20 protein-coding genes and 1 pseudogene are annotated in these 26,373 nt (G+C 66.6%); 15 read left to right on the forward strand and 6 right to left on the reverse strand.

The window, feature by feature from the left end; all coding sequences use genetic code 11:
- Positions 1–77 precede the first annotated feature (77 nt).
- Positions 78–1,886 carry an AMP-dependent synthetase/ligase gene (locus ACMX2H_RS16430; protein WP_414961990.1) on the reverse strand — a complete coding sequence of 603 codons (1,809 nt, stop codon included), beginning with the start codon at positions 1,884–1,886 and terminating at the stop codon, positions 78–80.
- Between the two features lie 174 nt (positions 1,887–2,060).
- Here ACMX2H_RS16430 and ACMX2H_RS16435 point away from each other — a divergent pair, with 174 nt between their 5' ends.
- Positions 2,061–3,020, forward strand: coding sequence for an ROK family glucokinase (locus ACMX2H_RS16435; RefSeq protein ID WP_414961992.1), 960 nt, complete (start codon positions 2,061–2,063; stop codon positions 3,018–3,020).
- Positions 3,021–3,051: 31 nt separating this feature from the next.
- On the opposite strand, the gene ACMX2H_RS16440 is transcribed toward ACMX2H_RS16435, so the two are convergent.
- A complete protein-coding gene (locus ACMX2H_RS16440; protein WP_414961994.1) occupies positions 3,052–3,522 on the reverse strand; it encodes a hypothetical protein in 471 nt (156 codons plus the stop codon).
- Positions 3,509–4,297 carry an alpha/beta hydrolase gene (locus tag ACMX2H_RS16445; protein ID WP_414961996.1) on the reverse strand — a complete coding sequence of 263 codons (789 nt, stop codon included), beginning with the start codon at positions 4,295–4,297 and terminating at the stop codon, positions 3,509–3,511. The genes ACMX2H_RS16440 and ACMX2H_RS16445 overlap by 14 nt, the downstream gene beginning before the upstream one ends.
- 156 nt (positions 4,298–4,453) lie before the next feature.
- On the opposite strand from ACMX2H_RS16445, the pseudogene ACMX2H_RS16450 reads away from it, so the two are divergent.
- Together ACMX2H_RS16450 and ACMX2H_RS16455 are read left to right on the forward strand one after the other, a co-directional pair.
- Positions 4,454–5,140, forward strand: a pseudogene (locus ACMX2H_RS16450) (lysophospholipid acyltransferase family protein); the annotation flags it as partial.
- 497 nt (positions 5,141–5,637) lie between these two features.
- A complete protein-coding gene (locus ACMX2H_RS16455; RefSeq protein ID WP_414961998.1) occupies positions 5,638–7,023 on the forward strand; it encodes a class II 3-deoxy-7-phosphoheptulonate synthase in 1,386 nt (461 codons plus the stop codon).
- A 169-nt stretch (positions 7,024–7,192) separates the two neighbouring features.
- Here ACMX2H_RS16455 and pknB read toward each other — a convergent pair whose 3' ends face one another.
- Positions 7,193–9,175, reverse strand: coding sequence for a Stk1 family PASTA domain-containing Ser/Thr kinase (gene pknB / locus ACMX2H_RS16460; protein WP_414962000.1), 1,983 nt, complete (start codon positions 9,173–9,175; stop codon positions 7,193–7,195).
- Between the two features lie 81 nt (positions 9,176–9,256).
- Positions 9,257–10,525, reverse strand: a complete 1,269-nt coding sequence (locus tag ACMX2H_RS16465; protein WP_462677835.1) for a LysM peptidoglycan-binding domain-containing protein — start codon at positions 10,523–10,525, stop codon at positions 9,257–9,259.
- 738 nt (positions 10,526–11,263) lie between these two features.
- Between ACMX2H_RS16465 and ACMX2H_RS16470 the strand changes: the two genes are divergently transcribed.
- On the forward strand, positions 11,264–11,617 hold the full coding sequence (locus ACMX2H_RS16470; protein WP_414962004.1) for an Rv2175c family DNA-binding protein: 354 nt from the start codon (positions 11,264–11,266) through the stop codon (positions 11,615–11,617).
- Between the two features lie 104 nt (positions 11,618–11,721).
- Here the strand turns inward: ACMX2H_RS16470 and ACMX2H_RS16475 are convergent, their stop codons facing one another.
- Positions 11,722–12,822: a polyprenyl synthetase family protein gene (locus ACMX2H_RS16475; protein WP_414962006.1), complete on the reverse strand. Its 1,101-nt coding sequence runs from the start codon at positions 12,820–12,822 to the stop codon at positions 11,722–11,724.
- Between the two features lie 83 nt (positions 12,823–12,905).
- Here ACMX2H_RS16475 and dinB point away from each other — a divergent pair, with 83 nt between their 5' ends.
- From dinB to ftsW, 11 genes are all read left to right on the forward strand, one after another.
- Positions 12,906–14,237 (forward strand): DNA polymerase IV, encoded by a 1,332-nt coding sequence (gene dinB, locus ACMX2H_RS16480; protein ID WP_414962008.1) that lies wholly within the window; start codon positions 12,906–12,908, stop codon positions 14,235–14,237.
- Between the two features lie 174 nt (positions 14,238–14,411).
- Positions 14,412–14,786: a DUF3040 domain-containing protein gene (locus tag ACMX2H_RS16485; protein ID WP_414962010.1), complete on the forward strand. Its 375-nt coding sequence runs from the start codon at positions 14,412–14,414 to the stop codon at positions 14,784–14,786.
- 412 nt (positions 14,787–15,198) lie between these two features.
- On the forward strand, positions 15,199–15,630 hold the full coding sequence (mraZ, locus tag ACMX2H_RS16490) for a division/cell wall cluster transcriptional repressor MraZ (protein ID WP_414962012.1): 432 nt from the start codon (positions 15,199–15,201) through the stop codon (positions 15,628–15,630).
- A gap of 210 nt (positions 15,631–15,840) precedes the next feature.
- Positions 15,841–16,830 (forward strand): 16S rRNA (cytosine(1402)-N(4))-methyltransferase RsmH, encoded by a 990-nt coding sequence (rsmH, locus tag ACMX2H_RS16495; RefSeq protein WP_414962014.1) that lies wholly within the window; start codon positions 15,841–15,843, stop codon positions 16,828–16,830.
- Positions 16,827–17,522 (forward strand): cell division protein FtsL, encoded by a 696-nt coding sequence (gene ftsL, locus ACMX2H_RS16500; RefSeq protein ID WP_414962016.1) that lies wholly within the window; start codon positions 16,827–16,829, stop codon positions 17,520–17,522. Before rsmH ends, ftsL begins: the two co-directional genes overlap by 4 nt.
- A 27-nt stretch (positions 17,523–17,549) precedes the next feature.
- A complete protein-coding gene (locus tag ACMX2H_RS16505) occupies positions 17,550–19,328 on the forward strand; it encodes a peptidoglycan D,D-transpeptidase FtsI family protein (RefSeq protein WP_414962018.1) in 1,779 nt (592 codons plus the stop codon).
- Positions 19,325–20,983, forward strand: coding sequence for a UDP-N-acetylmuramoyl-L-alanyl-D-glutamate--2,6-diaminopimelate ligase (locus tag ACMX2H_RS16510; RefSeq protein WP_414962020.1), 1,659 nt, complete (start codon positions 19,325–19,327; stop codon positions 20,981–20,983). The genes ACMX2H_RS16505 and ACMX2H_RS16510 overlap by 4 nt, the downstream gene beginning before the upstream one ends.
- A 6-nt stretch (positions 20,984–20,989) precedes the next feature.
- Positions 20,990–22,513: a UDP-N-acetylmuramoyl-tripeptide--D-alanyl-D-alanine ligase gene (locus tag ACMX2H_RS16515; RefSeq protein ID WP_414962021.1), complete on the forward strand. Its 1,524-nt coding sequence runs from the start codon at positions 20,990–20,992 to the stop codon at positions 22,511–22,513.
- Positions 22,510–23,622, forward strand: coding sequence for a phospho-N-acetylmuramoyl-pentapeptide-transferase (gene mraY, locus ACMX2H_RS16520; RefSeq protein ID WP_414962022.1), 1,113 nt, complete (start codon positions 22,510–22,512; stop codon positions 23,620–23,622). Before ACMX2H_RS16515 ends, mraY begins: the two co-directional genes overlap by 4 nt.
- Positions 23,604–25,151 carry a UDP-N-acetylmuramoyl-L-alanine--D-glutamate ligase gene (gene murD / locus ACMX2H_RS16525; protein ID WP_414962024.1) on the forward strand — a complete coding sequence of 516 codons (1,548 nt, stop codon included), beginning with the start codon at positions 23,604–23,606 and terminating at the stop codon, positions 25,149–25,151. The genes mraY and murD overlap by 19 nt, the downstream gene beginning before the upstream one ends.
- Positions 25,151–26,373: putative lipid II flippase FtsW (ftsW, locus tag ACMX2H_RS16530; protein WP_414962026.1), on the forward strand; the 1,223-nt coding region annotated here is incomplete at its 3' end. The genes murD and ftsW, both read left to right, overlap by 1 nt.

Genomic DNA, 26,373 nt, shown 5'->3' on the forward strand with positions numbered 1-26,373 from the left:
CTCTCCCAAGAACGGGAAGAAAGAGGAGGGAGGGTCTCCCCCGGGAAAACGACACCCCTTCCGTCATTCCAGCGTGGTTATTGCCGGACGCTGGTGTAGATCTGCTCCACATACTCGTCGAAATCGGCCAGGACCTGTGCCCGCTTGATCTTCAGCGACGGCGTCAGGTGTCCGGACGCCTCGGTGAAGTCGGACGGGATGACGCGGAAGGCCTTGATGCCCTCCGCCTGGGAGACCGACTGATTGGCCTGGTCGATCAGCGACTGGATAGCGGCCTTCACCGCTTCGTGGTTGGCTGCCTGCTCCATGGTGAGGGTGGCCGGCAGCCCGTGGCGTTCCAGCCAGCCGGGCAGGGCTTCCTCGTCCAGCGTGACGAGGGCGGAAATGAACGGGCGGTTGTCGCCGATCACCACGCATTGGGACACCAGGGCATCGGCGCGGATCTGGTCTTCAAGCTGTGCCGGGACAACGTTCTTGCCGCTGGCCGTGACGATGATTTCCTTTTTCCGGCCGGTGATGCTCAGGAAACCGTCCGCATCCAGCTCGCCGATGTCGCCGGTGCGGAACCAGCCGTCGTTGAACGCCTCAGCCGTGAGGTCCGGGCGGTTGTAATAGCCGCGGAGCACGCAGACGCCCTTGGCGAGGATCTCGCCGTCGTCGGCAATCTTGACAGCGTTGCCGGGCAGTGGGGCGCCGACCGTGCCGATCTTGACCAGCTGGGGAGTGTTCACGGAGACCGGCGCCGTGGTTTCGGTGAGCCCGTAACCTTCCAGCACCAGCAGGCCGATGCCGTGGAAGAAATGCCCCAGCCGTTCGCCCAGCGGGCCGCCGCCGGAGACTGCGTGCTCGACCCGGCCGCCCATGGCTTCGCGGATCTTGTGGTACACCAGCTTGTCGAAGAGCTTGTGCTTGAGCTTGAGCGTCAGCGGGACCTTGCCGGCGGCGTCGGCCCGTGACCAGGCGACCGCAGTGTCCGCGGCGGCGTGGAAGATTTTGCCCTTGCCGCCATCTTCTGCCTTCAGCATCGAGCTGTTGTAGACCTTCTCGAAGACACGCGGCACGGCCAGGATGAAGGTGGGTCGGTAACTCTGCAGGTCGGGCAGCAAGTTCTTGATGTCCGGGGTGTGCGCCACGGTGGCGCCGGCGGCAACGCAGAGCACGGAAATAAACCGCGCGAAGACGTGGGCCAGCGGCAGGAACATGATGGTCTGGGCGCCTTCGTGGGCAACATCCGGCAGGGCTGCGGCGGCGTTCTTGGACAGCTCCACGAAGTTCCCGTGGGTCAGTTCGCAGCCCTTGGGCCGGCCGGTGGTGCCGGACGTGTAAATAATCGTGGCCAGATCGTCTAGACCGGCTGCGCTGCGGCGTTCCTCCACGTCGGCATCCGGTACATCGTTGCCTGCGGTGCGGAGTCCGTCCAGGGATTCTTCGTCCAGCTGCCACACATGCTTCAGGTTTTCCAGACCCTCGTCGAGGGCGGCCCGGCGCACCTTTGCCTCATGCGCGGCGCTTTCGGCGAACACTGCCACCGCGCCGGAGTCGCCCAGGATCCACGCGATCTGGCTGGGGGAGGAGGTCTCATAGATCGGCACCGACACGGCGCCCGCGAACCAGATGGCGAAGTCCACCAGCGACCATTCATAGCGCGTTCGGGCCATGATGCCCACGCGCTGGCCCGGCTGGACGCCGCTGGAGATGAGCCCCTTGGCCAGCTGTGTTACATCGGCGAGGAAGTCGGTGGCACGGATGTCCTGCCATGTCCCGGACGCGTCCTTGCGGGAAAACAAGGCGGGGTTCGATGCCTTCTGCGCTTGCTCAACCACCAGATCGGCGATGTTGGCATCCCGCGGAACGTCAACCAGGACGGGCACGCTGTATTCGCGCACGTTAGCTCCTCACTACTTCAGCTGTGGCCAGCTCTGCTCATCCTCCCTGCCGGAGGTTGTCTTTAGCCTATAACCTAAATCACAGTGCTTACCGGCAGGTAACCTACGAAACGGTAACGGTCCTTCCTGCTTCCGCTGCCCGGTCCGCGAGTGCGGCTTGCCTACGATGGTGACGTGGAGAACAGCGGACTGGCGGTCGGGATCGATATCGGCGGCACCAAAGTGGCGGCCGGCGTCGTCGACGGTTCCGGGAGGGTGATCGCGGAGCTGGTCCGGCCAACCCCGGACCACGATCCGCGGGACGTGGAAAAACTCATTGCGGCGCTGGTGCAAGAGGTGGCGTCGGAGCACCAGGTAATGGCCGTGGGCATTGGAGCGGCGGGCTGGATGGACCTCGCCGGCGGCACGGTGTTGTTCAGCCCGCACCTTGCCTGGCGGAACGAACCGCTGCGGAACAACCTGGAAACCCTGCTGCGCCGGCCCGTGACCGTCGTCAACGACGCCGATGCCGCCGCCTGGGGCGAGTTCCGGTTTGGCGCGGGCAGGTCCGAGACGCGGCTGGTGTGCATCACGCTGGGCACCGGCATCGGCGGAGCCATGGTGATGGACGGGCGGCTGGAGCGGGGACGCTGGGGTGTGGCGGGGGAGTTCGGGCATCAGGTGATCATGCCCGGGGGGCACCGCTGCGCGTGCGGGAACCGCGGCTGCTGGGAGCAATATGCTTCCGGCAACGCCCTGGGCCGCGAGGCGAGGGAACTGGCGGCAGCAAATTCACCTGTGGCCCAGCGGTGGCTGCAAGCTACAGGTGGCGTGGTGGACAACATCACCGGGGCCGTGGTGACGGAGCAGGCCAAGCGGGCCGATCCTGCCAGTGTGCGGCTGCTGGAAGAGACCGGCGAATGGCTGGGGCTGGGGTTGGCCAATCTGGCCGCCGCGCTGGATCCGGGCGTGTTTGTGATCGGCGGCGGACTGTGCGAAGCCGGCGACCTGCTGCTGCAGCCGGCCCGCCATGCGCTGGAACGGAACCTGACCGGGCGGGGCTTCCGCCCGCTGGCGGACGTCCGGCTGGCTGCGCTGGGGCCGAAGGCCGGAATGATCGGTGCCGCCGACCTCGCCCGGGCTGCTGCCGGCTGATTCCGCCGTCCTGATTCCGCCGTCGGCAGGTTCAGACGCGGGCCCCGTCGTCGTACCCGTCGCGTTCCTGCGGCAGGCGGAAGAGCAGGTAGACCGCGGATGCCACGAAGAGGACCACCATGCCCAACACCGCCGCGAAGGGCGCGTCGCGCCACAGCATGGCGGTCAGCAGCAGGCCCAGCGGCGATCCCACGGCGCCGATCCACGCCAGCACCAGCAGCGGTTCACCGGCACCCAGCGGTTCCGGCTCCGGCGGTACGTAGCCCTCGTCGTCGTCCGTTTCCTCAACGAAGTAGTCCCGCGGGCCGGAGGGGGTACCCGGCGAGGGGACCTCCGGCAGGCGGTGCTCGAAGATAGCCCGGAGACGTTGGGCATCCGTACCGCTGTCAGCCGTCGGCGGGTCCGGCAAGGGGCGGTCAGCCGTTCCGGAGTCGGTCTCTTCCAGCCTGGCGACCAGATCCTTCCAGACGGCGTCGTCCCGGTCCTGATCACGCTCCGGCACGGGTGGCTCCTGTGGGGGTTGCTGACGTGGCGGCGATGGCCTGGATGAACTCCGCCGATCGGCGGTAGATCAGCTGGGCATCATGATCCATGGTGGCCACGTGGTAGCTGTCCGCGAGCGGCACCACCTCCAGCCGGGCGGTGCCGATGCGGCGGCGCAGCACGCGCATGGACGACTCGGGCACAATATGGTCCACCGCGGAGCGGAACACCAGCGTCGGAGCGGTGACACGCGGCAGGTCTGCCACCACGGCCTTGAAGAGCTGGCCGAGCTGGTGGGCGGCAGCCACCGGGGTGCGGTCGTACGCGCCCTCATCAATGCCCGGCAGGTTGATGTCATTGCCGATGGCCGGCACCGACTTCAGGACGTACTTCATCAGCCCGGTGAACGGCGCCCGCGGATCCGCGATGGTCAGTCCCGGGTTCACCAGCAGCACGCCAGCGACCGGACGGTGCGCCGCCAGCCGCAGCGCGAGGGCACCGCCCATGGACAAACCGGCAACGAAGACCTGGCTGCGCTCGCGGGCGAGTTCGGCGAAAGCCTGCTCGGCCGCCCCGTACCAGCTCTGCCAGCGCGACGTACCCAGATCCTGCCAGGTGGTGCCGTGGCCGGGCAGCAAGGGCAGCCGAACCGCAAAACCGGCCTCGGCCAAGCTCTCCGCCCAGCCCCGCATGCTGCGGGGGGAACCGGTGAAGCCATGCAGCAGCACCACGCCCAAGCGGGAATTGGGGCCGTGCCCGGAGCTGGAGAACGCCCCGTCGAGAGCAGAAGTCATGGCACTATCGTGTCATTATGGGAGCCGTTCGGCCATTGATTGCCGTGCTCTTCCTTTCCGGCGTTGCACGCGGCGCAGCCACGCAGACGCCAAGCTGGAGTAGAGTCTCAAACGGAATTGTTATGCGGCCTGCGGCGGCGGATTGGAAAGGCACACGTGTTCTACTGGTTTATGAAGACCATTGTCGTGGGGCCGGTGGTTCGCCTGCTCTTCCGGCCGTGGGTCAAGGGCCTGGACAACATTCCGGAAACCGGGCCCGCCGTGTTGGCCAGTAACCATCTTTCCTTTTCTGATTCGATTTTCCTGCCGCTGGCGGTATCCCGGCCGGTGGTGTTCCTGGCGAAGAGCGAATACTTCACTGGTAAGGGCCTCAAGGGCAAGCTCACCGCGGCGTTCTTCAAGATGACCAACCAGTTGCCGATGGACCGCTCCGGCGGGGCAGCCTCGGCTACGTCCCTGCTGGCCGGACGGGACGCGCTGCAGGAGGGCGGACTGCTGGGCATTTACCCGGAAGGCACCCGGTCGCCGGACGGCAAGTTGTACCGCGGCAAGACCGGCGTGGCCAAGCTGGTGCTGAGCACCGGTGTGCCGGTGATTCCGGTGGCGATGATCGGCACGGACAAGGTCCAGCCGATCGGCCGGCGCATCCCCAACATCCGCCGGGTGGGCATCATCATGGGCAAGCCGTTGGATTTCTCCCGCTACCAGGGCCTGGAAGACGACCGGTTCATCCAGCGCTCAGTCACCGACGAGATCATGTACGAGATCATGCGCCTCTCCGGCCAGGAATACGTCGACTCGTACGCCAGCACGGTCAAAGCCCGGCAATCGGCACGCAAACCGGCCCGGGGGGAGAGCCAGCGCCATACCGCCGTCGGACTGCCCAAGGAGCAGCCTGAACCGCCGCAGACCAAGGCTCCCGGTGCGATCACGGTGATCGGTGCAGCGGCTCCAGCCGAGGTGCCCGCTCCTCCCGCGCCAGGTCAGGGGAAGCCCGGAGCAGCCGGTGCAACTTCCGGCGACAGTGCAGTGGCGCCGTCGGCCGCCCCTGCAGACGACCCCGCCTCCGGCACCGCGCGCTCAGGCGCCGCGCACCCAGGCACCGCGCCCTCAGGCACCGCGCCCGGGAGCACAGCCGAGAGTGTGGCCGGGCGGAAGGACGCAGCCGGTGGGGCCGCCGCGCCGCGACCCGATGCAGCCGGGCTTGGCGAGAGCGGCGACACAGCCTTGGAATCCGGGCAGGACAGCCCGCGCTGAATCCAGCCGCAATGTGACGGCAGGCCGACGGAGCATGACTTCCGCACATGAATCCGGGCAGAGCCGCGGTCTACGATTGAGTCGTGACCGATACAACCTTCACTGCTTCCGTTCCCGACCAGCTGCCCACGGCAGCGAACTACCCCGGTCTGGATGACTGGCGCGAGCTGCCGGTGGTGCAGCAGCCCAGCTGGCACGACGACACGGTCCATGCCTCCGCCGTTGCCGAGCTGAACACCCTTCCGCCGCTGGTCTTTGCCGGCGAAGTCGACGTCCTGCGCGAGCGTCTGGCCCAAGCCGCCGACGGCAAGGCGTTCCTGCTTCAGGGCGGGGATTGCGCCGAGACCTTCGGCGGAGCCACGGCTGACAAGATCAGCGCGCGGGTCAAGACCATTCTGCAGATGGCGGTGGTGCTCACCTACGGCGCCTCGCTGCCCGTGATCAAAATGGGCAGGATGGCGGGCCAGTTCGCCAAGCCGCGTTCGTCCAACGATGAGACCCGCGAGGGCGTGACGCTGCCGGCCTACCGCGGCGACATGGTCAACGGGTTCGACTTCACGCCCGAGTCCCGCGCGCATGATGCCAGCCGGATGGTGCAGGCGTATCACACCTCCGCCTCCACGCTGAACCTGATCCGCGCTTTTACCCAAGGCGGGTTCGCCGACCTGCGCTTGGTGCACCACTGGAACAAGGGGTTCACGGCCAACCCGGCACATTCCCGGTACGAATCGCTCGCGCGCGAAATTGACCGCGCGGTGAAATTCATGGACGCCTGCGGAGCCGATTTCGATGCGCTCAAGCGGGTGGAATTCTTCGCCAGCCACGAAGCGCTGGTACTGGACTATGAGCGGGCGCTGACGCGCATCGACTCGCGCACCGGCCTGCCGTACAACACCTCCGGGCACTTCCTCTGGATCGGAGAACGCACCCGGCAGTTGGACGGCGCCCACGTGGAATTCCTGTCCAAGGTCCGCAACCCGATCGGGGTCAAGCTGGGACCGACCAGCTCGGCGGACGACGCGCTGCGGCTGATCGACAAGCTGGATCCGGAACGCGAGCCCGGACGGCTGACCTTCATCACCCGGATGGGCGCCGGGAACATCCGCCAGAAGCTGCCGGAACTGGTCAAGCGGGTCACGGACAGCGGCGCCAAGGTGCTGTGGGTGACCGATCCGATGCACGGCAACACCGTCACCTCGCCGAACGGCTACAAGACCCGGAACTTCGACGACGTGATCGACGAAGTGCGCGGCTTCTTCGAGGTGCACCACGAGCTCGGAACATTCCCCGGCGGCCTGCACGTGGAAATGACCGGCGACGACGTGGCCGAGTGCCTCGGCGGTGCCGACCCGATCGACCAAAACGCCTTCCTGGACCGCTACGAGTCCGTTTGCGATCCGCGTTTGAACCACATGCAGTCGCTGGAGATGGCTTTCCTGGTGGCCGGAGCGTTGGCCCGCCAGCAGTAGCCGGCGCAGCTCGGCGTACACAGAATACGCGTCAGCAGAATAGAAGAAGGCCCGGAACCACCGAACAGGGTTCCGGGCCTTCTGCCGCTCACGGAGTGCCTGACCCCGTCCTGACCACCCGTACCGGCCGGCAGCTCCCGGCTGGCCCTTAACGGACCGGCCGCGGAAATTACACCACGGTCAGCGTGATCACGGAGCCTTCGGGGACCGACTCGTTGACCGGGTCCTGCGCCCGGACGGTGCCGAAGAAGCCGCCGAGGATTTCGTTGACCTCGACCTCGAAGCCCAGTTCCTTCAGTTGGCGTTCGGCGTCGTCTACCTGCAGGCCCACCATGTCCGGCACTTCGATCATGCGGGGTCCCTTGGAAAGGGTCAGGGTGACCGTGTCACCGCGGATCACCTGGCCTGCGGCAGGATCCTGCGAGGCGACCGATCCCTCCGGGACGTCGCGGTCAAAGACCGCCTCCGGTGCGATCTCCACCTTCAGGCCGGCGCCTTGCAACGCGGCGGCGGCATCGCCCTGGGGCTGGCCTACCACCTGGGGAACGTCAAACGGCTTCGGCCCCTTCGAAACCGTCAGGTCGACGGCGGTGCCCCGCCTGAGCTGTTTGCCTTCGGCAGGTTTGTGGCTGAGCACCGTGCCGGCGGCCACGTCCTCGTCGAAGGCCTTCTTGACCTTGCCGGCGGACAGGTTGGCTTCTTCCAGGGCATTGGTGGCCTTCTCCAAGCTCATGCCGGCCAGTGGTGGGACCGCGAACAGTTCCGGTCCCTTGGATACCACCAGGTCCAGATGCTCGAAGCGGCGGACTTCGATGGGCGCATCCGGCTCCGTGCCCACGGCGATGCCCTTGGCCACCTTTTCGTCGAAGACTTCTTGGAGCCGGTACTCCAGCCCCTGCTCCTGGAGCATGCTCTGGGCTTCCGCCACCGGTTTTCCGGCGACATCGGGTACTGAAACGAGCGCGCCGGGGCCCATCCCGAAGAACCAGCCCGCGGCGGCAACCAGCGCGGCCACGATCGCCAGCACGACAATCCAAATGACGCCGCGGCGACGCGGATTCCCACGGCGCAGGTTTTGTTCGGGACGGCGGGCGTTGCGGGCGAGTTCCCGCTGGCGCTTCTTGGCCTCGCGGGCGGACAGCGGCCGTTGCTCGTTCAACGGTACTGCAGCGGCCTCTCCGGCGCTGAAAATCTGGGTGTGCTGGGCGGGCCGGGAGATCACGGTGGTGCGGTGGGGATCGGAGGCGATGACCTCGGTGGCCGAGGACCGCGTCGGTGCGGCAGGTGCGGCCTGAAAGTCCAACTGGGCATCAGTGAGCGACTTGTGCACATGCCGCAGTTCGCCCAGCAGGGCCGCGGCGTCCACCGGCCGCTGTTCCGGGTCCGACCCCGTGCACCAGAGCACCAGTTCGTCCAGGTCCGCGGCGAGCCCGGGAACCACCGTGGACGGTGCCGGAACGGTGGAATTGACGTGTTGGAAAGCCACCTGGATGGGCACGTCCCCAGTGAAGGGCTGGCGTCCGGTCAGCATCTCGAACAGCATGATCCCCACCGAGTAGACATCGCTGCGTTCGTCGGCCGCGGTGCCGGTGACCAACTCGGGCGGCAGATACGCCACCGTTCCGATCAGCGTGCCGGTGCTGGTGCTGGTGGTGACCGCGCGGGCCAAGCCGAAATCGCCCAGCTTGATTCGTCCGTCGTCGGACATCAGGACGTTCTCCGGCTTGATGTCGCGGTGGACCAGGCCGGCGGCGTGCGCTGCGGAGAGTCCCTCGATGACCGGATCCAGCACGGCCAGCGCGTGCCGGGGCGTCAACGGCGCCGATTCGTTCAGCAGATCGCGCAGCGTGTGCCCGCGGACGTATTCCATCGCCAGGTAGGCGACGTTGCCGTCGATGCCCTGGTCGTAAACGCCCACCACGTGCGGGTGCGAGAGGCGGGCCACGGATTTGGCCTCGCGCTCGAACCGCTCAAGGAAGTTGTGGTCCTCGGCGAGGTACGGATAGAGCACCTTCAGCGCTACATTCCGGTCGAGCCGCGTGTCGGACGCCAGGTAGACGGTGGACATCCCGCCGCGCGCCAGGCGCGAGACAACCCGGTAACGCCCGTCGATCAGGGCGCCGACCAATGAATCAGTTGCCGGTTGCTGCACTCTACGATCCTAGTCCGATCGGCGAAAGGACCCGAATCAACTCTGTGGTTCGGGTCCTTTCGCGGCGGGGCCGGTGTCCGGCTAGAACTTCTTCATGTGTGATTTCACCGCAGCCACATAGGCCTTGGTGTCCTTGTACATGCCGTAGGTCATCACGCCGTACTGGCCTTGGTAGTAGGACGCAATGGCGATGTCCAGGGACGGGCTGGTGCTGACCAGGGACCGGATGATCGCCACGCCGGCGGTGGCATTGTCATAGGGATCCAGCAGATTGAGCTTGCGGCCCACCAAGTCGGAGGCCCATTCGCCCGAGGACGGGATGACCTGCATGGCGCCGATGGCGTTCGCCGGCGACACAGCGGTCTGCTGGAAACCGGATTCCTGGTAGGCATGTGCCAGCGCGAGCTTGGGATCGACGCCCATCTTGCGGGCGGTTTCAGCGATGATGTCCTTCATCTGCGCCTGGCTGGGCTGCGGCGTGGAGAGCAGCAGTCGCTTGTTCTCGTTTGCCTTGGACACCACGGCTTCGGGGTAGGTGTAGTGCAGGAAGGTGCTCGGCACCAGCGGTGCGGTGGACGCCGTGCCGACGTTCGACGTCGTGGTTTGTGACCCGGTCGAATTGCCCGGGACGCTGATCTTCTGGCCCGGATAGATGATCGACGTCGACTTCAGGCCGCTGGCTTGCAGCAGGCTGGAGAGCGTCACGTTGAGCTTGCCGGCGATGCCGGAGAGTGTATCGCCGGACTTGACGGTGTAGCTGCCGGAACCCGTGGCGGCGCTGCTCTTGGCCGGCGCCTTGTTCGACGTCGATGCGCTGGACACGGACGCGCCGGTCACCTTGATCTTCTGGCCGGGATGGATCACTGAGGTGACCTTGAGGTTGTTCGCGGAGAGGACCGCGGACAAGCTCATGCCGTGGCGGGCGGCGATGCCGGAGAGCGTATCGCCCGGCTTGACCGTGTAGGTACCGCTGGCGGAGCTGGCGCCGGTCTTGGTGGAAGCTTTCGCCGTGCTCTTGGCCGGGCTGCTGACAGCGGATGACGCTCCGCCCTTGACCTTGATCTTCTGGCCCGGGTAAATGACCGAACTGCTCTTGAGGCTGTTGGCCGAGAGGATGGCGCTCAGGCTCATGCCGTGCTTGGCGGCGATGCCGGAGAGCGTGTCGCCGGACTTGACCGTGTAGCTGCCGGAGCTGGAGGCCTTGGCCACTCTGGTGGAAGCTTTAGCCGAGGTCTTGACCGAGGCGCTGGCAACGGAGGAGGACCCGCCGTTGACCTTGATCTTCTGTCCGGGGTAGATGACCGAGCTGATCTTGAGGCTGTTGGCGGAGAGGATGGCGCTCAGGCTCATGCCGTGTTTGGCGGCGATGCCGGAGAGCGTGTCGCCGGACTTGACCGTGTAGTTGCCGGCGCCGGATGAGGCCTTGGCCGTGGTGCTGCCGGAGGACTTGGCTGGGGCCGAACCTCCGAGCTTGATCTTCTGGCCGGGGTGGATGATGGTGCTGGCGCTCAGGCCGTTCAGCGAGAGCACCTTCTTGGTGGACAGGCCGTAGCGGGCGGCGATGCCGCTGATCGTCTCCCCGGCGCGCACCTTATGGGTGGACGGGGTGGTCTGGGTCCGCAGCGCCGCGGGCAACTGGGCAGCGACCTGGGAAGCGGGAATGAATGCGGCGGCCGGGACCGTGACGCCCGGAATCGCTGCCTTAGGCTGCAGCGCGGCACGGGGCGGGAGTTCTGCCGCCTGCGCGGGCATCGCCAGGGCGGCGGAGGACAGCACGACGGCGGGAATCGCTGCGGTGGCTGCCGCGGACAGTAGCACCCGGCGGGGCTGGCTGCGGTCGTTGCGCGTGATCGGGCGCTGATCGGTCATTGATGTCCCTCATCCTTGTTTTGCGGCCTGGCGAGCGTCCCCCAACGGGCCGCACTGTGGTACTGGTGTGTCGTTTGTTATTAATGTTAAAACTGTGACTCAAGTGAATCTACACTATTGACGCATAACACAACAGCCGCAGCTGGTGAATGAATATTGACGGCGGCGTGTCGGGCTTTTGAAATGGCTCAGGATAGGCCGCCGTGGCACGCTTATACGGTGAGTGAACTTGAAGAACTGATTGCCGATTGGCTGCCGCTGCCCGACGTCGCAGAGCGACTGGGTGTCTCTGTGAAGGACGTGCGTAGCCTGCTGGAGGAACGGGCCCTGCTGGCAGCGAAGGTGGGGGAGCGCCAGATCCGCTCCGTACCGGCCGAGTTCCTGGTCGAGTCGGGCGTGCTCGACAGCCTCAAGGGCACGCTGGCGGTCCTGTCCGATGCGGGATTCAGTGATGAGGAAGCCCTGCGCTGGCTTTTTACCGCTGACGATTCTTTGCCCGGCCGGCCCATCGACGCCCTCCGTGAAGGGCGAAAGACCGAGATTCGCCGCCGAGCCCAGGCGTTGGGCTGGTAGCGGGCCTGGGCAGTGGGCTGGCAGCCAGCCTGAGGCCGCAGCGTCTCGGCCTGACCTGGTCTTGGTCCCGGCCGCCGGGCTCGGCGGGGTGGACCCAGCGGACCTTAGGCGCTGCGGCGGACCGCTGAGTCGGCCAGTCGGCCCAACGCATGGCGGACATCGTCGGCCACGGGAAGGGCCGACAATGCTTGATCGACCGCAGCCGTTCGTTCAGAAATCATCTGCTCTGCTGCCGCCAGGGCGCCGCTGCTGGTGATCAGATCGCGGAGTTCTTCCACCATCTGGTCGGACAGGTCCGGCGACCCCAGATTCACTTCGAGCAGGTCGCGTTCGGCCGGCGTGCAGTGGTTCAGGGTGTGTGCGATCAGGACCGTGCGCTTTCCTTCGCGCAGGTCGTCACCGGCGGGCTTGCCGGTGGTGGCGGGGTCGCCGAAGACGCCCAGGACATCATCCCGGATCTGGAAGGCTTCTCCGAGCGGCAGCGAAAAGGCTTCATAGGCCCTGATCAGTTCCGCTGATGCGCCGGCCAAGGCGCCGCCCACGCTGAGCGGGTGGACGGTGGAGTACTTGGCCGACTTGTAGCGCAGGATCTGCAGGGCGCGGTCCACGGCGGCCTCAACCGGTCGGCCTGGGCCGGCTGCTTCTTCCAGCAGGTCCAAGTACTGCCCGGCCATGACCTCGGCACGCATCCGGTTGAAGATGGCACGGGCCGGTGTCCCGGCTGCCGACGCTGCCCCGATGCCGGAAAAGACTTCCTCGCTGAGGGACAGGCAGAGGTCACCGGCCAGCAGGGCGGAGGATTGTCCGTAGCGTTCGGCGTCGAGCGACCAGCCGTTGCGGCGATGCTGCTGCTCAAACCGGCGATGCACGCTGGGGTTTCCGCGCCGTGTATCGGAGCGGTCAATGATGTCATCGTGGATCAGGGCCGCTGCCTGGAAGAGCTCCAGGGCCACGCCGGCCTGCACCGCCGGTCCCGCCAGCACCTGCCCGCCGGCACCGCGCCAACCCCAGTACGCCAGCAGCGCGCGCAGGCGCTTGCCGCCCGCGGTGAGGTCGGCGATCGCCTCCACCAGCGGCGCCGCGTCCGGTGCGGCGTCGAGCAGCAGTTCCTTCTGTTCGCCCAAGAACTGCTGCAGCATGGTTGCCACGGCCAGTCGGAAGTCCTCCTGCTCGGCACGGGTAGAAGTGATCAGTGACGGCTCCATGCTGCTACCTCCGGTCGGCCCGTGATGGGCAGGATTCCTCTTCGGCCGTACGGCATGGGGCGGGACTCCTTGCGATGGTTCTGATGTCTGCAGACCAGTCTAGACAATTGCGTGCGGCGCTGGGCCGGCGTCGCCGCACGGGACCACGGCCGCGAGCCTACGATAGTCGTGTGACTTCCCCGGACCAGCAGAACTGCACCATCCTTCACGTGGATATGGATGCCTTTTTCGTTGGCGTGGAACTGCTTGAGCGTCCCGACCTTGCCGGACAGCCGGTGATCGTGGGGTCGGCTTCGGGTCGGGCAGTGGTGCTGTCGGCTTCCTACGAGGCCCGCAAATACGGCGTCCGCTCCGCGATGCCGATGGCCCGGGCGCGCATGCTGTGTCCGCAGGCGCACATCATTGAGCCCAGCCACACCAAGTACCAGCAGGCCTCCGCACGGATCATGGCTATTTTTCGGGAGATCACCCCGCTGGTAGAGCCGCTCAGCGTGGATGAAGCCTTCCTTGATGTGGCCGGTGCGCGGCGACGGCTGGGCGAGCCGTTGCAGATCGGGGCGTTGATCCGGCGCAGGATCTCCGCCGAGTTGGGGCTGACGGCGACGGTAGGCATCGCGGCCTCCAAGTTCGTGGCGAAGATCGCTTCCACCCACGCTAAGCCGGACGGGCTGCTGCTGGTCCCCGAAGCCGACACGCTGGCCTTCCTGCATCCGCTGCCGGTGGGCGCCTTGTGGGGGGTCGGCGCCAAGACCGGCGAGGTCCTCGCCCGCCTCGGCATCCGCACGGTGGCGGATGTGGCACACACTCCGCAGGCGGCGCTGCACCGCGTCCTGGGTGCTACCGGCGACCACGTCCATCGTCTGGCCTGGGGCATCGACGACCGCGCGGTGACGCCCGAACGCCTGGAGAAGAGCATCGGCGCGGAAGAGACCTTCGAGAAAGACGTCGACGACGACCAGGTGCTGCACCGCGAACTCTTGCGGCTGGCCTACCGCACGGCGGCCCGGCTGCGGGCCGGCGGGCTCCGCGCCGGCACCATTGCGCTGAAGCTGCGCTATTCCGACTTCACCACGTTGAGCCGGTCGCGGAAGCTGCCGGCGCCGTCAAACAGTGCGAAGCAACTCCAGGCGGCGGCCGCAGCACTCTTGGCGGACCTTGGCGAGCGTCCGCAATCGGTCCGGCTCATCGGGCTCCGGGCGGAGCAACTGGAAGACGCCAGCCTCGGCGGCCAGCAGCTCAGTTTTGACGGCCACGAGGACACCTGGCACAACGCTGAACAGGCCTTGGACGAAGTCAATCGAAAGTTCGGGGCGGCCGGAATCCTGCCCGCTTCGCTGCTTCGGCCCGGGGCCCGCCGACCGATGCAACCGGGCGCCGGCACGGCCCGGCGGGGCCCGGCGGAGCCCGACAAATGAAATCCTCGCGGACGGAGTCACAGTTGCGTCACCCTAGCTTTCGATTGGCGGGTTTGCGCTCTATTCTTAGTACAAGGGGTCAATACGGTTCCGGTAGGTGTCAGGAACTCTTGTCCCGCGGGGATCGTTGAACGACTGAGTCAGCCCTCGGGGACTGGAATAAAGGAGGCTCAGATGCCACTCTCAGAGCATGAGCAGCGGCTGCTGGAACAACTCGAGCAGCAGCTGCATGCTGAAGACCCGAAGTTTGCCAGCCATATGGAATCGGCCAGTGGCCGATCACTGTCGACGCGCCACATCGTTGTGGGTTCCCTCGTCGCGATTGCCGGAATTCTGGTCTTGCTTACGGGTATCCTTAGCCAGATCATTGCCGTCGGTGTTCTGGGATTCGTCATCATGGGCGCCGGTGTTTACTGGGCCACGACGCGGCGGGCCGGGACGGGGTCGCCGCGGTCGAGCGGAAACAAGCAGCAGTCGTCGTCGAAGGGCGGCTTCATGGCCAACTTGGAAGAGCGGTGGGACGAACGCCATCACGGCGAAGACCGGTAACCGACAGACCCCGAGAAGGGCGGCCGCCGAGCTGCTCCACTTTGCTCCACCCGGTTGTCTGAGCCGCCGTGCACGAAGGCAAGACCCGTTGAATAACGGGTCTTTTCGTGTTTAAAGCGCCCTGGTCCGGGCGCATAGCACTCCTTTTTACTCCACTGCGCCCCAGCGGGCCTGCCTTCGCGTGCTGAGCGAAGAACTCGCACTGCCTGTGGCGGTCCGTCCTCCACCACCCCTCCACTTCGCTCCACCCGCGAACTTCCTTGCCGTTCCGCGGAGGGCGCTGGACATTTCCAGCTACAAAACCGGGTCGAAACAGTTGACTGTGGCGTGATGTGGAGTAAAGTGGAGGACATAAGAGGGTAGTGGTGACGCAGGGGGTCGACGGTCTCCTCCGATCGGCAAGGTGGTGGCGATGTTCCTCGGGACACATTCGCCGCGGCTGGACGAGAAGGGGCGCCTGATACTCCCGGCAAAGTTCCGCGACGAACTTGCCGACGGTCTCGTCCTGACGAGGGGCCAGGAGCGTTGCATCTACGTCTTCAGCCAGAAGGAATTCGAACGGGTCCACGAGGAGATGCGGAAAGCTCCGATATCTTCCCGCCAGGCCCGGGACTACATTCGCGTCTTTCTGTCCGGAGCCTCTGACGAAGTACCTGACAAGCAGGGCCGAGTCACCATCCCGGCGGCACTGCGAAGCTATGCAGGACTGGGCAGGGAACTGGCAGTGATCGGTGCGGGTACCCGCGCGGAGATCTGGGACGCCCAGGCTTGGGACAACTACCTCTTGGAGCAGGAAACCGCCTTCTCCGAAACAGACGAAGAAGTTTTGCCCGGAGTCTTCTGATCCGGTACCACAACACAACACGCGGCACGGACGTTCTTGGATGAGATCTCCAGCCGCCCGGCAGGTTCATCCTGGCTCACTTCCCCGGAGCCAGGCGGGGCAGGCCAGGCGCGGATGGGGATCTGGTCCAAGGACCTTCGGCCTTAAAGACTCCAGGGCAAACCGTCCCATTGGACGAGGCAGACACCAGCAGGAAAGAGAGCACCGAGGATGAACAGCGAGCGGCCAGCAGGGGAGCGCCATATCCCGGTGCTCCGCGACCGCTGCATCAACCTCCTCGCCCCTGCCATCGAACGCGCCATCGAGGAACGCGGCCGGGCTGTGGTGGTCGACGCCACGCTGGGCATGGGCGGGCATTCGGAGGCCATGCTGCAGCGCTTTCCGCAGCTGCATGTGGTCGGCATCGACCGGGACGAACAAGCTTTGGCACTGGCCGGAGAACGGCTTCGGCCCTTCGCTGTGCGCACCGATCTGGTCCACGCCGTGTACGACGAGATCGCCGACGCGGTTGAGGACCTGGGCATCGGAGAGATCGACGGCGCCCTGTTTGATCTGGGTGTCTCCTCGCTCCAGCTGGATGAGCGGGACCGCGGCTTCGCCTATTCTTACGATGCACCGCTGGACATGCGGATGGACACCAGCAGGGGCATGACAGCCGCGGACGTCGTCAATACGTACAGCGAGGCCGACCTGGTGCGCATCATCCGGCGCTGGGGCGAGGAAAAGTTCGCCGGCCGCATCGCGTCCAGCATTGTGGCAGCACGGGACGCCGCCCCGCTGACCACCACGGGTGAACTCGTGGAAGCCATCCGCAAGGTAGTGCCGGCCGCTGCCGCCAAGACCGGCGGGCACCCGGCCAAACGCACTTTCCAGGCGCTGCGCATCGAAGTCAATGAAGAGCTGGACGTGCTTGAACGGGCACTGCCTGCCGCCATCGATGTGCTGGCCCTGGGCGGGCGGATTGTCGTGATGTCCTACCACTCACTGGAGGACAAGATCACCAAATCGGTGTTCGGCCAGCTGGCGAAGTCGTCCGCGCCGCGTGGCTTCCCCGTCGAGCTGGAAGAACACAAACCGCAGCTGAAGACCTTGACCAAGGGCACGGAAGTGCCCACGGCGGCAGAAATCGAAGAAAACCCGCGTGCGGCCTCCGCCAAACTGCGGGCGGTAGAACGGATCCGGAACAGGAGCGCAAAATGAGTGCCAGTGCCCACGCAGCCCGTCCCGACCAGCAGCAGTACGTGCACGGCAGCGCGGCTCCGGCCGGCCGTCCCGGCGCTTCGCCCAGGCAGGCCCCCCGCCGTACCCCCTTGTCCGTCGTTCCCAACAGTCCCGCCCGCAAGCGCGTGCCGTTCGCCCTTTTCTGCTTCACTGTCCTGGTGCTGGCCCTGGGGAGCGTGCTGGTACTGAACATTTCGGTTTCCAGCGGACAGTACAAACTGGTGGAACTGCGCAACGAGCAGGTGTCCTTGGCCCAGGCGAATGAAAAACTGACACAGCAGCTTGAAAACAACCAGGCTCCGCAGAATTTGGCCGCGAAGGCGGCAGACTTGGGAATGGTCACGTCGCCGTCGGTCGGCTCCATCGATCTGGGAAGCCAGAAAGTTGCCGGAAAACCTAAAGCGGCGGAGCAAGGTGCAGCGCCGGAGCTTCTGGTGGCGCAGCCGGAAAACCCCGGCCACCAGCCCGCAGCGCAGTCCAAGGCCGGGAAGAAGAACAGCGACGCCGTTGCGGCCAAGCCTGCTGCCCAGTCAGCGGCTGCGGCCGAGGCAGCAGCCGCCGAGAAAGCAGCACAGAAGGAAAAGGCACAGCAGGATAAACCGCAGAAGGCAGACGCAAAGCAGCTCAACGGCGGCAGCATCCCGGCGCCGAAGCAACAGACAGGGCAGTAACTGTCCGGCAACGCAAACGAGGTACCTGTGGCAGCACCAACGGCCAACCGCCAGCTCCCTGACCGTACGGCGCGGGCCACCCGGCGGCTCCGGGCCGGACTCGCCATTGTATTGGTCCTGCTGGTGATCCTTGGGGCGCGCTTGTTCCAACTGCAGGGGCTGGACACTGCGGGCATGGCCCAGGCCGCCGTGGACAAGCGACTGCGTACCGTCGACCTGCCGGCACTGCGGGGCGAAATCGTGGACACCAACAACAAGGTGCTGGCCCGCAGCGTTCAGCGGTTCGACATCGTGGTGGACCAGCGCCTGGTGGAGGACTACACCCGGTTTGATCCGATCAGCCAGGAATCCGAAGACATCAAAATCGCCGACGCCATCGCGGAACTGGCCGGGATCCTGGGCCAGGACGCGAAGACCGTCACGAAAGCCGTCACCGGCGAGAAGCCCTTTAACTACGTGGCCAAGTCCGTCACCCCGGAAGTCCAGCAGAAGATCGAGGGCCTGGCTTTTCCCGGGCTGTCCGCCCGTGAGACCACTATCCGCAACTATCCGGCTGGCGCCGTGGCGGGCTCCGTGGTCGGGTTCATGCGCTCGGACGGCGTGCCGCTCGAAGGCATCGAGGCGTCCCAGAACGACGTTCTCTCCGGGACGCCTGGTTCCAAGACCTACGAGATCGGGGCCGACGGGATCCGCATTCCGGTGGGAACCAATGAAGAGGTCCCGGCCGTCGATGGCCAGAGTGTCCGCCTGACCATCAACACCGACATCCAGTGGTACGCGCAGGAAGTCATCGCCGAGACCGTCAAGGACTACGGCGCCGAATACGGCACCGTCGTCGTCCTCAATGCCAAGACCGGCGACCTGATCGCGCTGGCGGATTCCACCACGGTGGACCCCAACGACCCCGGTGCCACGCCCGACGGCGACCGGCAGTCGATGGCGGTGACCCGCGCCTTCGAGCCAGGCTCGACCACCAAAATGATCACGATGGCAGCGGCGATTGAAGAAGGGATCACCACGCCGGCGTCGCGCTACACGATTCCGCCCAAGTACACCGTCAACGGCCAGACCTTCCAAGACGCCACACCGCACGGAACGCTGACGCGCACCACGGCCGGAATCTTCGCCCAGTCGTTGAATACCGGGACCACCATGATCAGCGAGCAGCTGACCCGGCAGCAGCGCTATGACTACCTGCGGAAGTTCGGGATCGGCCAAAGCTTCGACATCGGCATCAACGGCACCACCGGCGGCCTGCTGGCGCCCCCCGACACCTGGGACGGCAGGCAGGAATTCACCGTGATGTTCGGCCAGGGCCTCGCGCAGACCGCGCTGCACACGGCTGTCGCGTTCGGCACTATCGCCAACAACGGTGTGCTGATGCAGCCGCGGCTCATCGACGCCTACATCGACCCGGACGGCACCGAGCACGAGGTGCCGGCCAAGAAGGGCAGCCGTGCCGTCTCCAAGAAGACCGCCAACCAGGTGCAGGACATGTTGGAGACCAACCCGAAGTACCACAGCGGCAAGGCCGGTAACATTGAGGACTATCGGATCGGGGTCAAGACCGGAACGGCGGAGGCGCCGTCCGCCAGCGGGGGGTTCAGCGGCTACACCATCTCGATGGCCGGCATCGCCCCGATGGAGGATCCGGAGTTCGTCGTCGTTGCGACCATCCAGCGGCCGCAGGGCGGCGTGCTGACGCTGACCGCCGGACCGACGTTCAAGAAAGTCATGACGCAGGTCCTCAACGCCTACAACGTGCCGCCGTCCACCAGCAAACGGGTCGACCTGCCGCTGGAATGAGCCAACCTGGAGAATATGTGAGTTCCACTGCCGATCAGCCCCACCGGTCCGCCTCGCCCCTGCGGCCCCAATCGGTCAGGCCGGTCCGCCTGGCGGAACTGCGCAGCACGCTGCAGCACCGCGGCCTTCCGGCACCGGAAGGTGACCCGGCGACGGAGGACCTGGCCTTCACCGGCATCACCATCGATTCGCGCTCCGTGGAGCCGGGTGACCTGTACATCGGCCTGCCCGGCGCCCGCCGGCACGGCGCCGGCTTTGCGGCCCAGGCTGCCGCTGCCGGTGCAGCGGCCATTTTGACGGACGACGACGGCGCCCGGCTGGCCGTGGGCGCAGCGCCGGGACTGCCGGTGCTGCGGTCCGCGGAGTTGCGTGCCCTCGTCGGGCCCCTGGCCGCGGCGATTTACCGCAGCCAGCCCGATGGCGGCACCGCGCCCACGCTCTTCGGCGTGACCGGGACGAACGGGAAGACCACTACCACCTACTTCATCAATTCGCTGCTGGCGGCGCTCGGACAGGGCAGCGGCCTGATCGGCACGATCGAGATCAAGGCAGGCTCCGAGGCGATTCCCAGCGCCTTGACCACGCCGGAGTCGCCGGAGGTGCACGGGCTGTTGGCCCTGATGCGCGAACGGGCGCTGGACGCGGCCGCGATGGAGGTCTCCTCGCACGCCATTTCCTACCGGCGGGTGGACGCCGTCCGGTTCGACGTGGCCGGCTTCAGCAACCTCACCCAGGACCATCTGGACCTGCACGGCAGCATGGATGAGTACTTCGATACCAAGGCCCGCCTGTTCGACCCGGAACGTACCCGCAGGGCGGTGGTCTGCGTCGACGACGACTGGGGCCGCCGGCTCGCGGAACGGGCCCGGTCCGGGGGAGTGGAGACGGCAACGCTGGCCACCGCCGGCGGCAGCGCCGACTGGACCGTCAGGGGCGTGGTCCGCGAGGGCCTGGGGCACCGGTTCGAGCTGCATGGCCCCGCCGGCGAACTGCTGCGCCTGCACTCCGGCCTGCCCGGCACCTTCAACATCTCCAACGCCGCGCTGGCCGCGGTGATGGTGCTGGCGTCCGGGACCGACCCGGCGCGGCTGCAGGAGGCGCTGGACAGCGCCGACCCGCTCACCGTCGAGGTCCCCGGCCGAATGCAGCTGATCAGTGAGAATCCGGCTGCCATTGTCGATTTCGCCCACAACCCGGACGCGCTGGAGCGGACCCTGGCCTCGGTCCGGCGCCCCGAACCAGGGGCCCGGGTGATCGTGGTGTTCGGCGCCACCGGAGAGCGGGACCAGACCAAGCGCCCGCTGATGGGGGCCATCGCGGCCCGGCTGGCCGACGTCGTCGTGATCAGCGACGACGACCCGCATGGCGAGGACGCGGCACAGATCCGCGCCGATGTGTTGGCCGGTGCCCGGGCGGCGGTGGAGAAGGAACACCTGACCGCCGAAATCGTCGAGGTTTTCCCCCGCGCGGAGGCCATCGAGCGAGCCGTCGCGATGGCTGCGGCGTCGGACACGGTGCTGGTTGCCGGCCGCGGACATGAGGTCTGGCAGGAGGTCAACGGCGAGAACCTGGCCCTTGATGACCGGGTGGAACTGCGCGGGGCGCTGCACCGGCATGGATTCGGACTGCTCTCCCAGAAGGCGGTAGAGTCCTAGATCGTCATGATTGAACTAACTGCAGCCGACATTGCGGCGATTACCGGCGGACGGGTCATTGGGGAGCCGGTCGACGGCATCGGGGAGACCGCCGACATCACCGTGAGTTCCGCCACCACAGACTCCCGCGAGATCGAGCCCGGCGGACTGTTCGTGGCTAAGCCGGGCGAGACCGCCGACGGCCACTTCTACGTCAGCGCCGCATTCGAAGCCGGCGCCGTGCTCGCCCTCACCGAACGCGAAGTGTCCCATGCCTCGGGCCGGGTCCTGCCGCAAATCATCGTGGCCGACGCCGTGCTGGCCATGGGCGCCATCGCTTCAGCCATCGTCGCCCGGCTGCGTGCCGCCTCGGGGCTCGAGGTCGTGGGCATCACCGGCAGCGCCGGCAAAACCACCACCAAGGACCTGCTGGCCGGCATCCTGGGCCTGGTGGCGCCGACCGTGGCGCCGATCGGCTCCTACAACGGCGAGGTCGGCGTACCGCTGACGGTCTTCGCCGCAGACTTCGACACCCGCTACCTGGTGGTCGAAATGGGGGCCACAGGCATTGGCCACATCGAGTACCTGGCCGACATGGTCAAGCCAAGCATCGGCGTGGTGCTGGGCGTCGGCAGCGCCCACGCCGGGGAATTCGGCGGCGTGGAAAACATAGCCATCGCCAAAGGCGAGCTAGCCGAGGCGCTGCCAGCCAGCGGAACCGCCGTCCTCAACGCCGACGATCACCGGGTCAAGGCGATGTCCGCCCGTACCGGCGCCCAAGTGCTCTACTTCAGCTCCGACGACGGTTTCAGCCTGCCTGCCGGCAGCACCGACCAATTGCTGCGTGCCCGCGGAGCCCGCATCAACGAGGCCGGCCACCCCGAATTCACGCTGTGCTTCCCGGATGGCACCGAGCACCCGGTTGCATCCGGTCTGATCGGTATCCACCACGTGGCCAACCTGCTGGCTGCCGCCGGCGCCGCCTGGGCACTGGGGGTCCCCGCGGAAACCATCGCCGCCGGCCTGAGCGGGCGCGGCCCGGCCAGCCGTTGGCGAATGGAGCGGACCGAGCGGCCGGACGGCGTGACGGTGATCAACGATGCCTATAACGCCAACCCGGAATCCATGCGGGCTGCGCTGCGCACGCTGGCCGAACTGGGCCGCGGCCGCCGCACCTGGGCCGTGCTCGGCGAGATGCTGGAACTGGGCGATGACACCGTTCATGAGCACGACGCGATCGGCCGGATCGTGGTCCGGCTGAACATCTCGCGGCTGATTGTGGTCGGCGCTGGCGCCCGGGCCATGCATACCGGAGCGGTCATGGAAGGCTCGTGGGGCGACGAATCGATGTGGGTCGGCACCCCCGATGAGGCGTACCGGGTGCTGGAAGAGCAGCTGGCGCCAGGCGACCTGGTGCTGTTCAAGTCCTCCAACGGAGCCGGACTGCGGCATCTGGGCGACCGGGTAGCATTAGGAAACCCGTCGTCGGACGATCCCGCGGCGGCTGCAGTGCGCAGTTCCGTCACCCAAGAGGAAGGCCAGGCGCAGTGATAGCCCTGCTGATCGGTTCTGCCCTGGCACTGGTCCTGTCACTGCTCGGGACCCCCCTGTTCATCAAATTGCTGGTGAAGCGAGGCTACGGCCAGTTCATCCGCGACGACGGTCCGACGGCGCACCACACCAAGCGCGGAACCCCCACCATGGGCGGCGTGGTCATTGTGGCGACCGTGGTGCTGTCCTATTTCGCCACCCACATGGGCATGTGGCTGATCAACGGGGGAGCGCATGCCGGTCCCACCGCTTCCGGCGGCGTGCTGCTGTTGCTGATGGCCGGCATGGGCCTGGTGGGTTTCCTGGACGACTTCATCAAGATCTCCAAGCAACGCAGCCTCGGGCTCCGGGCCTGGGCGAAGATCGTGCTGCAGGGTATTGTCGGCATCCTTTTTGCCGTGCTGGCCTTGAGCTTTCCGGACAGCCTGGGCCGGACACCGGCGTCGCTGAACATCTCCTTCACCCGGGACATCCCCTGGCTGGACCTGGCCTTCGGCGGCACGGTGCTGGGCACCATCCTGTTCATCATCTGGTCCAACATCATCGTCACCGCAGCCACCAACGGGGTAAACCTGACCGACGGGCTGGACGGCCTGGCCGCGGGAGCGTCGGTGATGGTCTGCGGAGCCTACATGCTGATGGGCATCTGGCAGTTCAACCAGAGCTGCGGTTCCGTCAAGGTGCCGGGTGAGGCCTGTTACGAAGTACGCGACCCGCTGGACCTGGCGCTGCTGGCCGGTGCGCTGGTCGGCGCGCTGATCGGATTCCTGTGGTGGAACACCTCGCCGGCCAAGATCTTCATGGGCGACACCGGTTCGCTCGCGATCGGCGGCGCGATTGCCGGGTTCGCCATCCTGTCCCGCAGCGAGCTGCTGCTGGTGGTCATGGCCGGACTGTTCGTCATCATCTCGCTGTCGGTGATCATCCAGGTGGTCTTCTTCAAGCTCAGCGGCGGAAAACGCGTCTTCAAGATGGCCCCGCTGCAGCACCACTTCGAGCTCAAGGGCTGGGCCGAAGTCACCGTCGTGGTGCGCTTCTGGATCATCGCCGGGCTCTGCGTGGCGGCGGCCCTGGGCATCTTCTACGCAGAATGGGTCCTGGGCTCGTGAACCGACTTGATGGCTTGACCTCCTGGGACGCGGACTGGGCCGGACTGCGCGTAGTGGTCGCCGGCATCGGACTGTCGGGCTTCTCCGCGGCGGACACCCTGATCGAACTGGGTGCGTCAGTGGTCGTCGTCGACGGCCGCGATACGGAGGAAAACCGCGCCAAGGCCGACACGCTGAAGATCGTCGGCGCCCGGGAAGTCCTGCTCGGTGGCGAGCACGGCAGCGCCCTGCCCGACGTCGTCGGGGAACCTGCCGAATTGCTGGTCACGTCGCCAGGCTGGAGCCCGCAGGCACCGCTGCTGGCCGCCGCCGCGGCCGCGGGAATCCCCATTTGGGGCGACGTTGAACTCGCCTGGCGGGTGCGCGAACGCGCCGGGCGGCGTACCGCCGAATGGCTGGCCATCACCGGCACCAATGGCAAGACCACCACGGTGGGGATGGCCGAATCCATGCTGCAGGCGGCCGGGCTGCGTGCCATTGCGGCCGGCAACGTGGGCACACCGATCCTGGACGCGGTGCGCGATCCGATCGGGTACGACGTGATCGCCGTCGAACTCTCCAGCTTCCAGCTGCACTGGACCCACACCATGTCCCCGCTGGCTTCCGTGGTGCTCAACGTGGCCGAAGACCATGTGGACTGGCACGGCTCCTATGCGGCGTACCTGGCCGACAAGGCCAAAATCTACGAGCAAACCAGGATTGCCTGCATCTACAACGCCGAGCAGCGCGAGACCGAGGAGATGGTCGAAGCCGCCGACGTCGTCGAGGGATGCCGGGCGATCGGTTTCACCACGGGCATGCCCGCCGTGAGCATGGTCGGTGTGGTGGAGAACCTGCTGGTGGACCGGGCCTACATCCAAGAGCGCCGCGACTCGGCGGCCGAGCTGGCCAGCCTGGCCGATCTGGGCGAACTGGCGCCGCGCCACCAGGTGGCGAACGCGCTGGCCGCCGCTGCCCTGGTCCGGGCCTACGGCGTGGAGCCGGCCGCGGTCCGCGAAGGTTTGCGGCGGTTCGATCCCGGGTCCCACCGGATCCAGAAGGTCCTGGAACTGGCCGGGGTGCTGTGGGTCAACGACTCCAAGGCCACCAACCCGCACGCCGCTTCGGCGTCGCTGGCGTCCTTTTCCTCGGTGGTGTGGATCGCCGGCGGATTGTCCAAGGGCGTGAACTACGACGAGTTGATCGCTGACCACGCACGCAGGCTGAAAGCGGTGGTGCTGATCGGCACGGACAACTCGTCCCTGCTGGCGGCGTTGCAGCGACACGCGCCGGATGTCCCGGTCATCGGCGTCCCGCCGGAGGAAACTGAAGACAGGATCCCGACGCCGGGCGTCTCCGTGGGCGAGATCGTTATGGCGGCAGCGGTGGAAGCTGCCGCCGGCATAGCCGCCGACGGGGACACCGTCCTGATGGCTCCGGCTGCCGCCTCGATGGACCAATTCACGTCCTACGCGCACCGCGGCAATGCGTTCATCGAAGCCGTCCGCCGGTTCGGGGAAGGGCGCGCACCGTCGACCAAGGAGCAGTAATGGCCAGCAGCGGCACCCGCAGCGGACGTCGCACGTCCGCCCCCGCCGTCGCCGGCGCTTCGGGCACCGCAAGGACACCCGACGCCCCTGCCGCAAAGCTCCGACGGCTCCGCGAACGCGGCACCGACCTGCTGGACCGGATCCAGGGCACGGGAACGCAATCCAGCGGTGCCAGCTACTACCTGATCCTTGGCTCCGCCCTCGCGCTGACAGCGATCGGCCTGCTGATGGTGCTCTCCTCGTCGGCGGTGGAATCCATCGCCGACGATAATTCGCCGTTCAGCCTGTTCATGCGGCAGGCGCTCTTCGCCGGCCTCGGCGTCACGGCGATGCTGGTCCTTTCCCGATGGAAGCCCGCCACGTACCGGAAGCTGGCGTGGCCGGCCCTCGCGCTGTCGGTGGTCCTGCTGCTCTTGGTCTTCACGCCGCTGGGCGAGTCGGTGGGCGGCAACCGCAACTGGCTGACCTTGCCCGGCAACGTGTCCCTGCAGCCGTCGGAAGTCGCCAAACTGGGGATGTCCCTGTGGATGGCAACGGTGTTGGCAGCCAAGGAGCGGCTGCTGGGCAACTGGAAGCACCTGGTGATCCCGGTGGTGGTTCCCGGGGCGGTTTTGGTGGTCGGCCCGGTGCTGGCCGGCAACGACTTGGGCACGGCGATGATCCTGATGCTGATCATTGCCGGCGGACTGTTCTTTGCCGGCGCTCCGTTGAAGCTGTTTGGCATCGCCGGCCTGGGCGCTGCCGCGCTGGTGCTGCTGCTGGTGGTGGTCAGCCCCAACCGGATGGGCCGCATCCTGATGTGGACCGACCAGGGCTGCGAAACCACCACCGGGCTGAACATGCAGTCCTGCAACGGGCTCTTCGCGCTGGCATCCGGCGGCTGGTGGGGCGTGGGGCTGGGACAGAGCCGGCAGAAGTACAACTGGATTCCGGAAGCCCACAACGACTACATCTTCGCCATCATCGGCGAAGAACTGGGGCTGCTCGGTACCATGGTCATCCTGGCCCTGTTCGGGGTGCTGGCCATCGCGCTGGTGCGCACCGTGATGCGGCAAGAGTCGCTCTTCGTCCGGATCTTCGCCGGATCCATCATGGTCTGGATTATCGGCCAGGCCTTCGTGAACATCGCCGTCGTCACCGGCCTGCTGCCGGTGATCGGGGTGCCGCTGCCGTTCATCTCCTACGGCGGGTCGGCCCTGACCGTGACCCTGGCCGCCGTCGG

It is taken from the genome of Arthrobacter sulfonylureivorans (assembly GCF_047607445.1).
Lineage (GTDB): Bacteria > Actinomycetota > Actinomycetes > Actinomycetales > Micrococcaceae > Crystallibacter > Crystallibacter sulfonylureivorans_A.

Excerpts from the sequence above, each read along its gene's own strand:
- ACMX2H_RS16445 (WP_414961996.1), bottom strand. The coding sequence starts at position 4,297 with ATGACTTCTGCTCTCGACGGGGCGTTCTCCAGCTCCGGGCACGGCCCC.
- ACMX2H_RS16465 (WP_462677835.1), bottom strand. The coding sequence starts at position 10,525 with ATGAGCCTGAGCGCCATCCTCTCCGCCAACAGCCTCAAGATCAGCTCG.
- ACMX2H_RS16475 (WP_414962006.1), bottom strand. The coding sequence starts at position 12,822 with ATGGAGCCGTCACTGATCACTTCTACCCGTGCCGAGCAGGAGGACTTC.
- dinB (WP_414962008.1), top strand. The coding sequence starts at position 12,906 with ATGTCTGCAGACCAGTCTAGACAATTGCGTGCGGCGCTGGGCCGGCGT.
- ACMX2H_RS16485 (WP_414962010.1), top strand. The coding sequence starts at position 14,412 with ATGCCACTCTCAGAGCATGAGCAGCGGCTGCTGGAACAACTCGAGCAG.
- mraZ (WP_414962012.1), top strand. The coding sequence starts at position 15,199 with ATGTTCCTCGGGACACATTCGCCGCGGCTGGACGAGAAGGGGCGCCTG.
- rsmH (WP_414962014.1), top strand. The coding sequence starts at position 15,841 with ATGAACAGCGAGCGGCCAGCAGGGGAGCGCCATATCCCGGTGCTCCGC.
- ftsL (WP_414962016.1), top strand. The coding sequence starts at position 16,827 with ATGAGTGCCAGTGCCCACGCAGCCCGTCCCGACCAGCAGCAGTACGTG.
- ACMX2H_RS16510 (WP_414962020.1), top strand. The coding sequence starts at position 19,325 with ATGAGCCAACCTGGAGAATATGTGAGTTCCACTGCCGATCAGCCCCAC.
- ACMX2H_RS16515 (WP_414962021.1), top strand. The coding sequence starts at position 20,990 with ATGATTGAACTAACTGCAGCCGACATTGCGGCGATTACCGGCGGACGG.
- murD (WP_414962024.1), top strand. The coding sequence starts at position 23,604 with ATGGGTCCTGGGCTCGTGAACCGACTTGATGGCTTGACCTCCTGGGAC.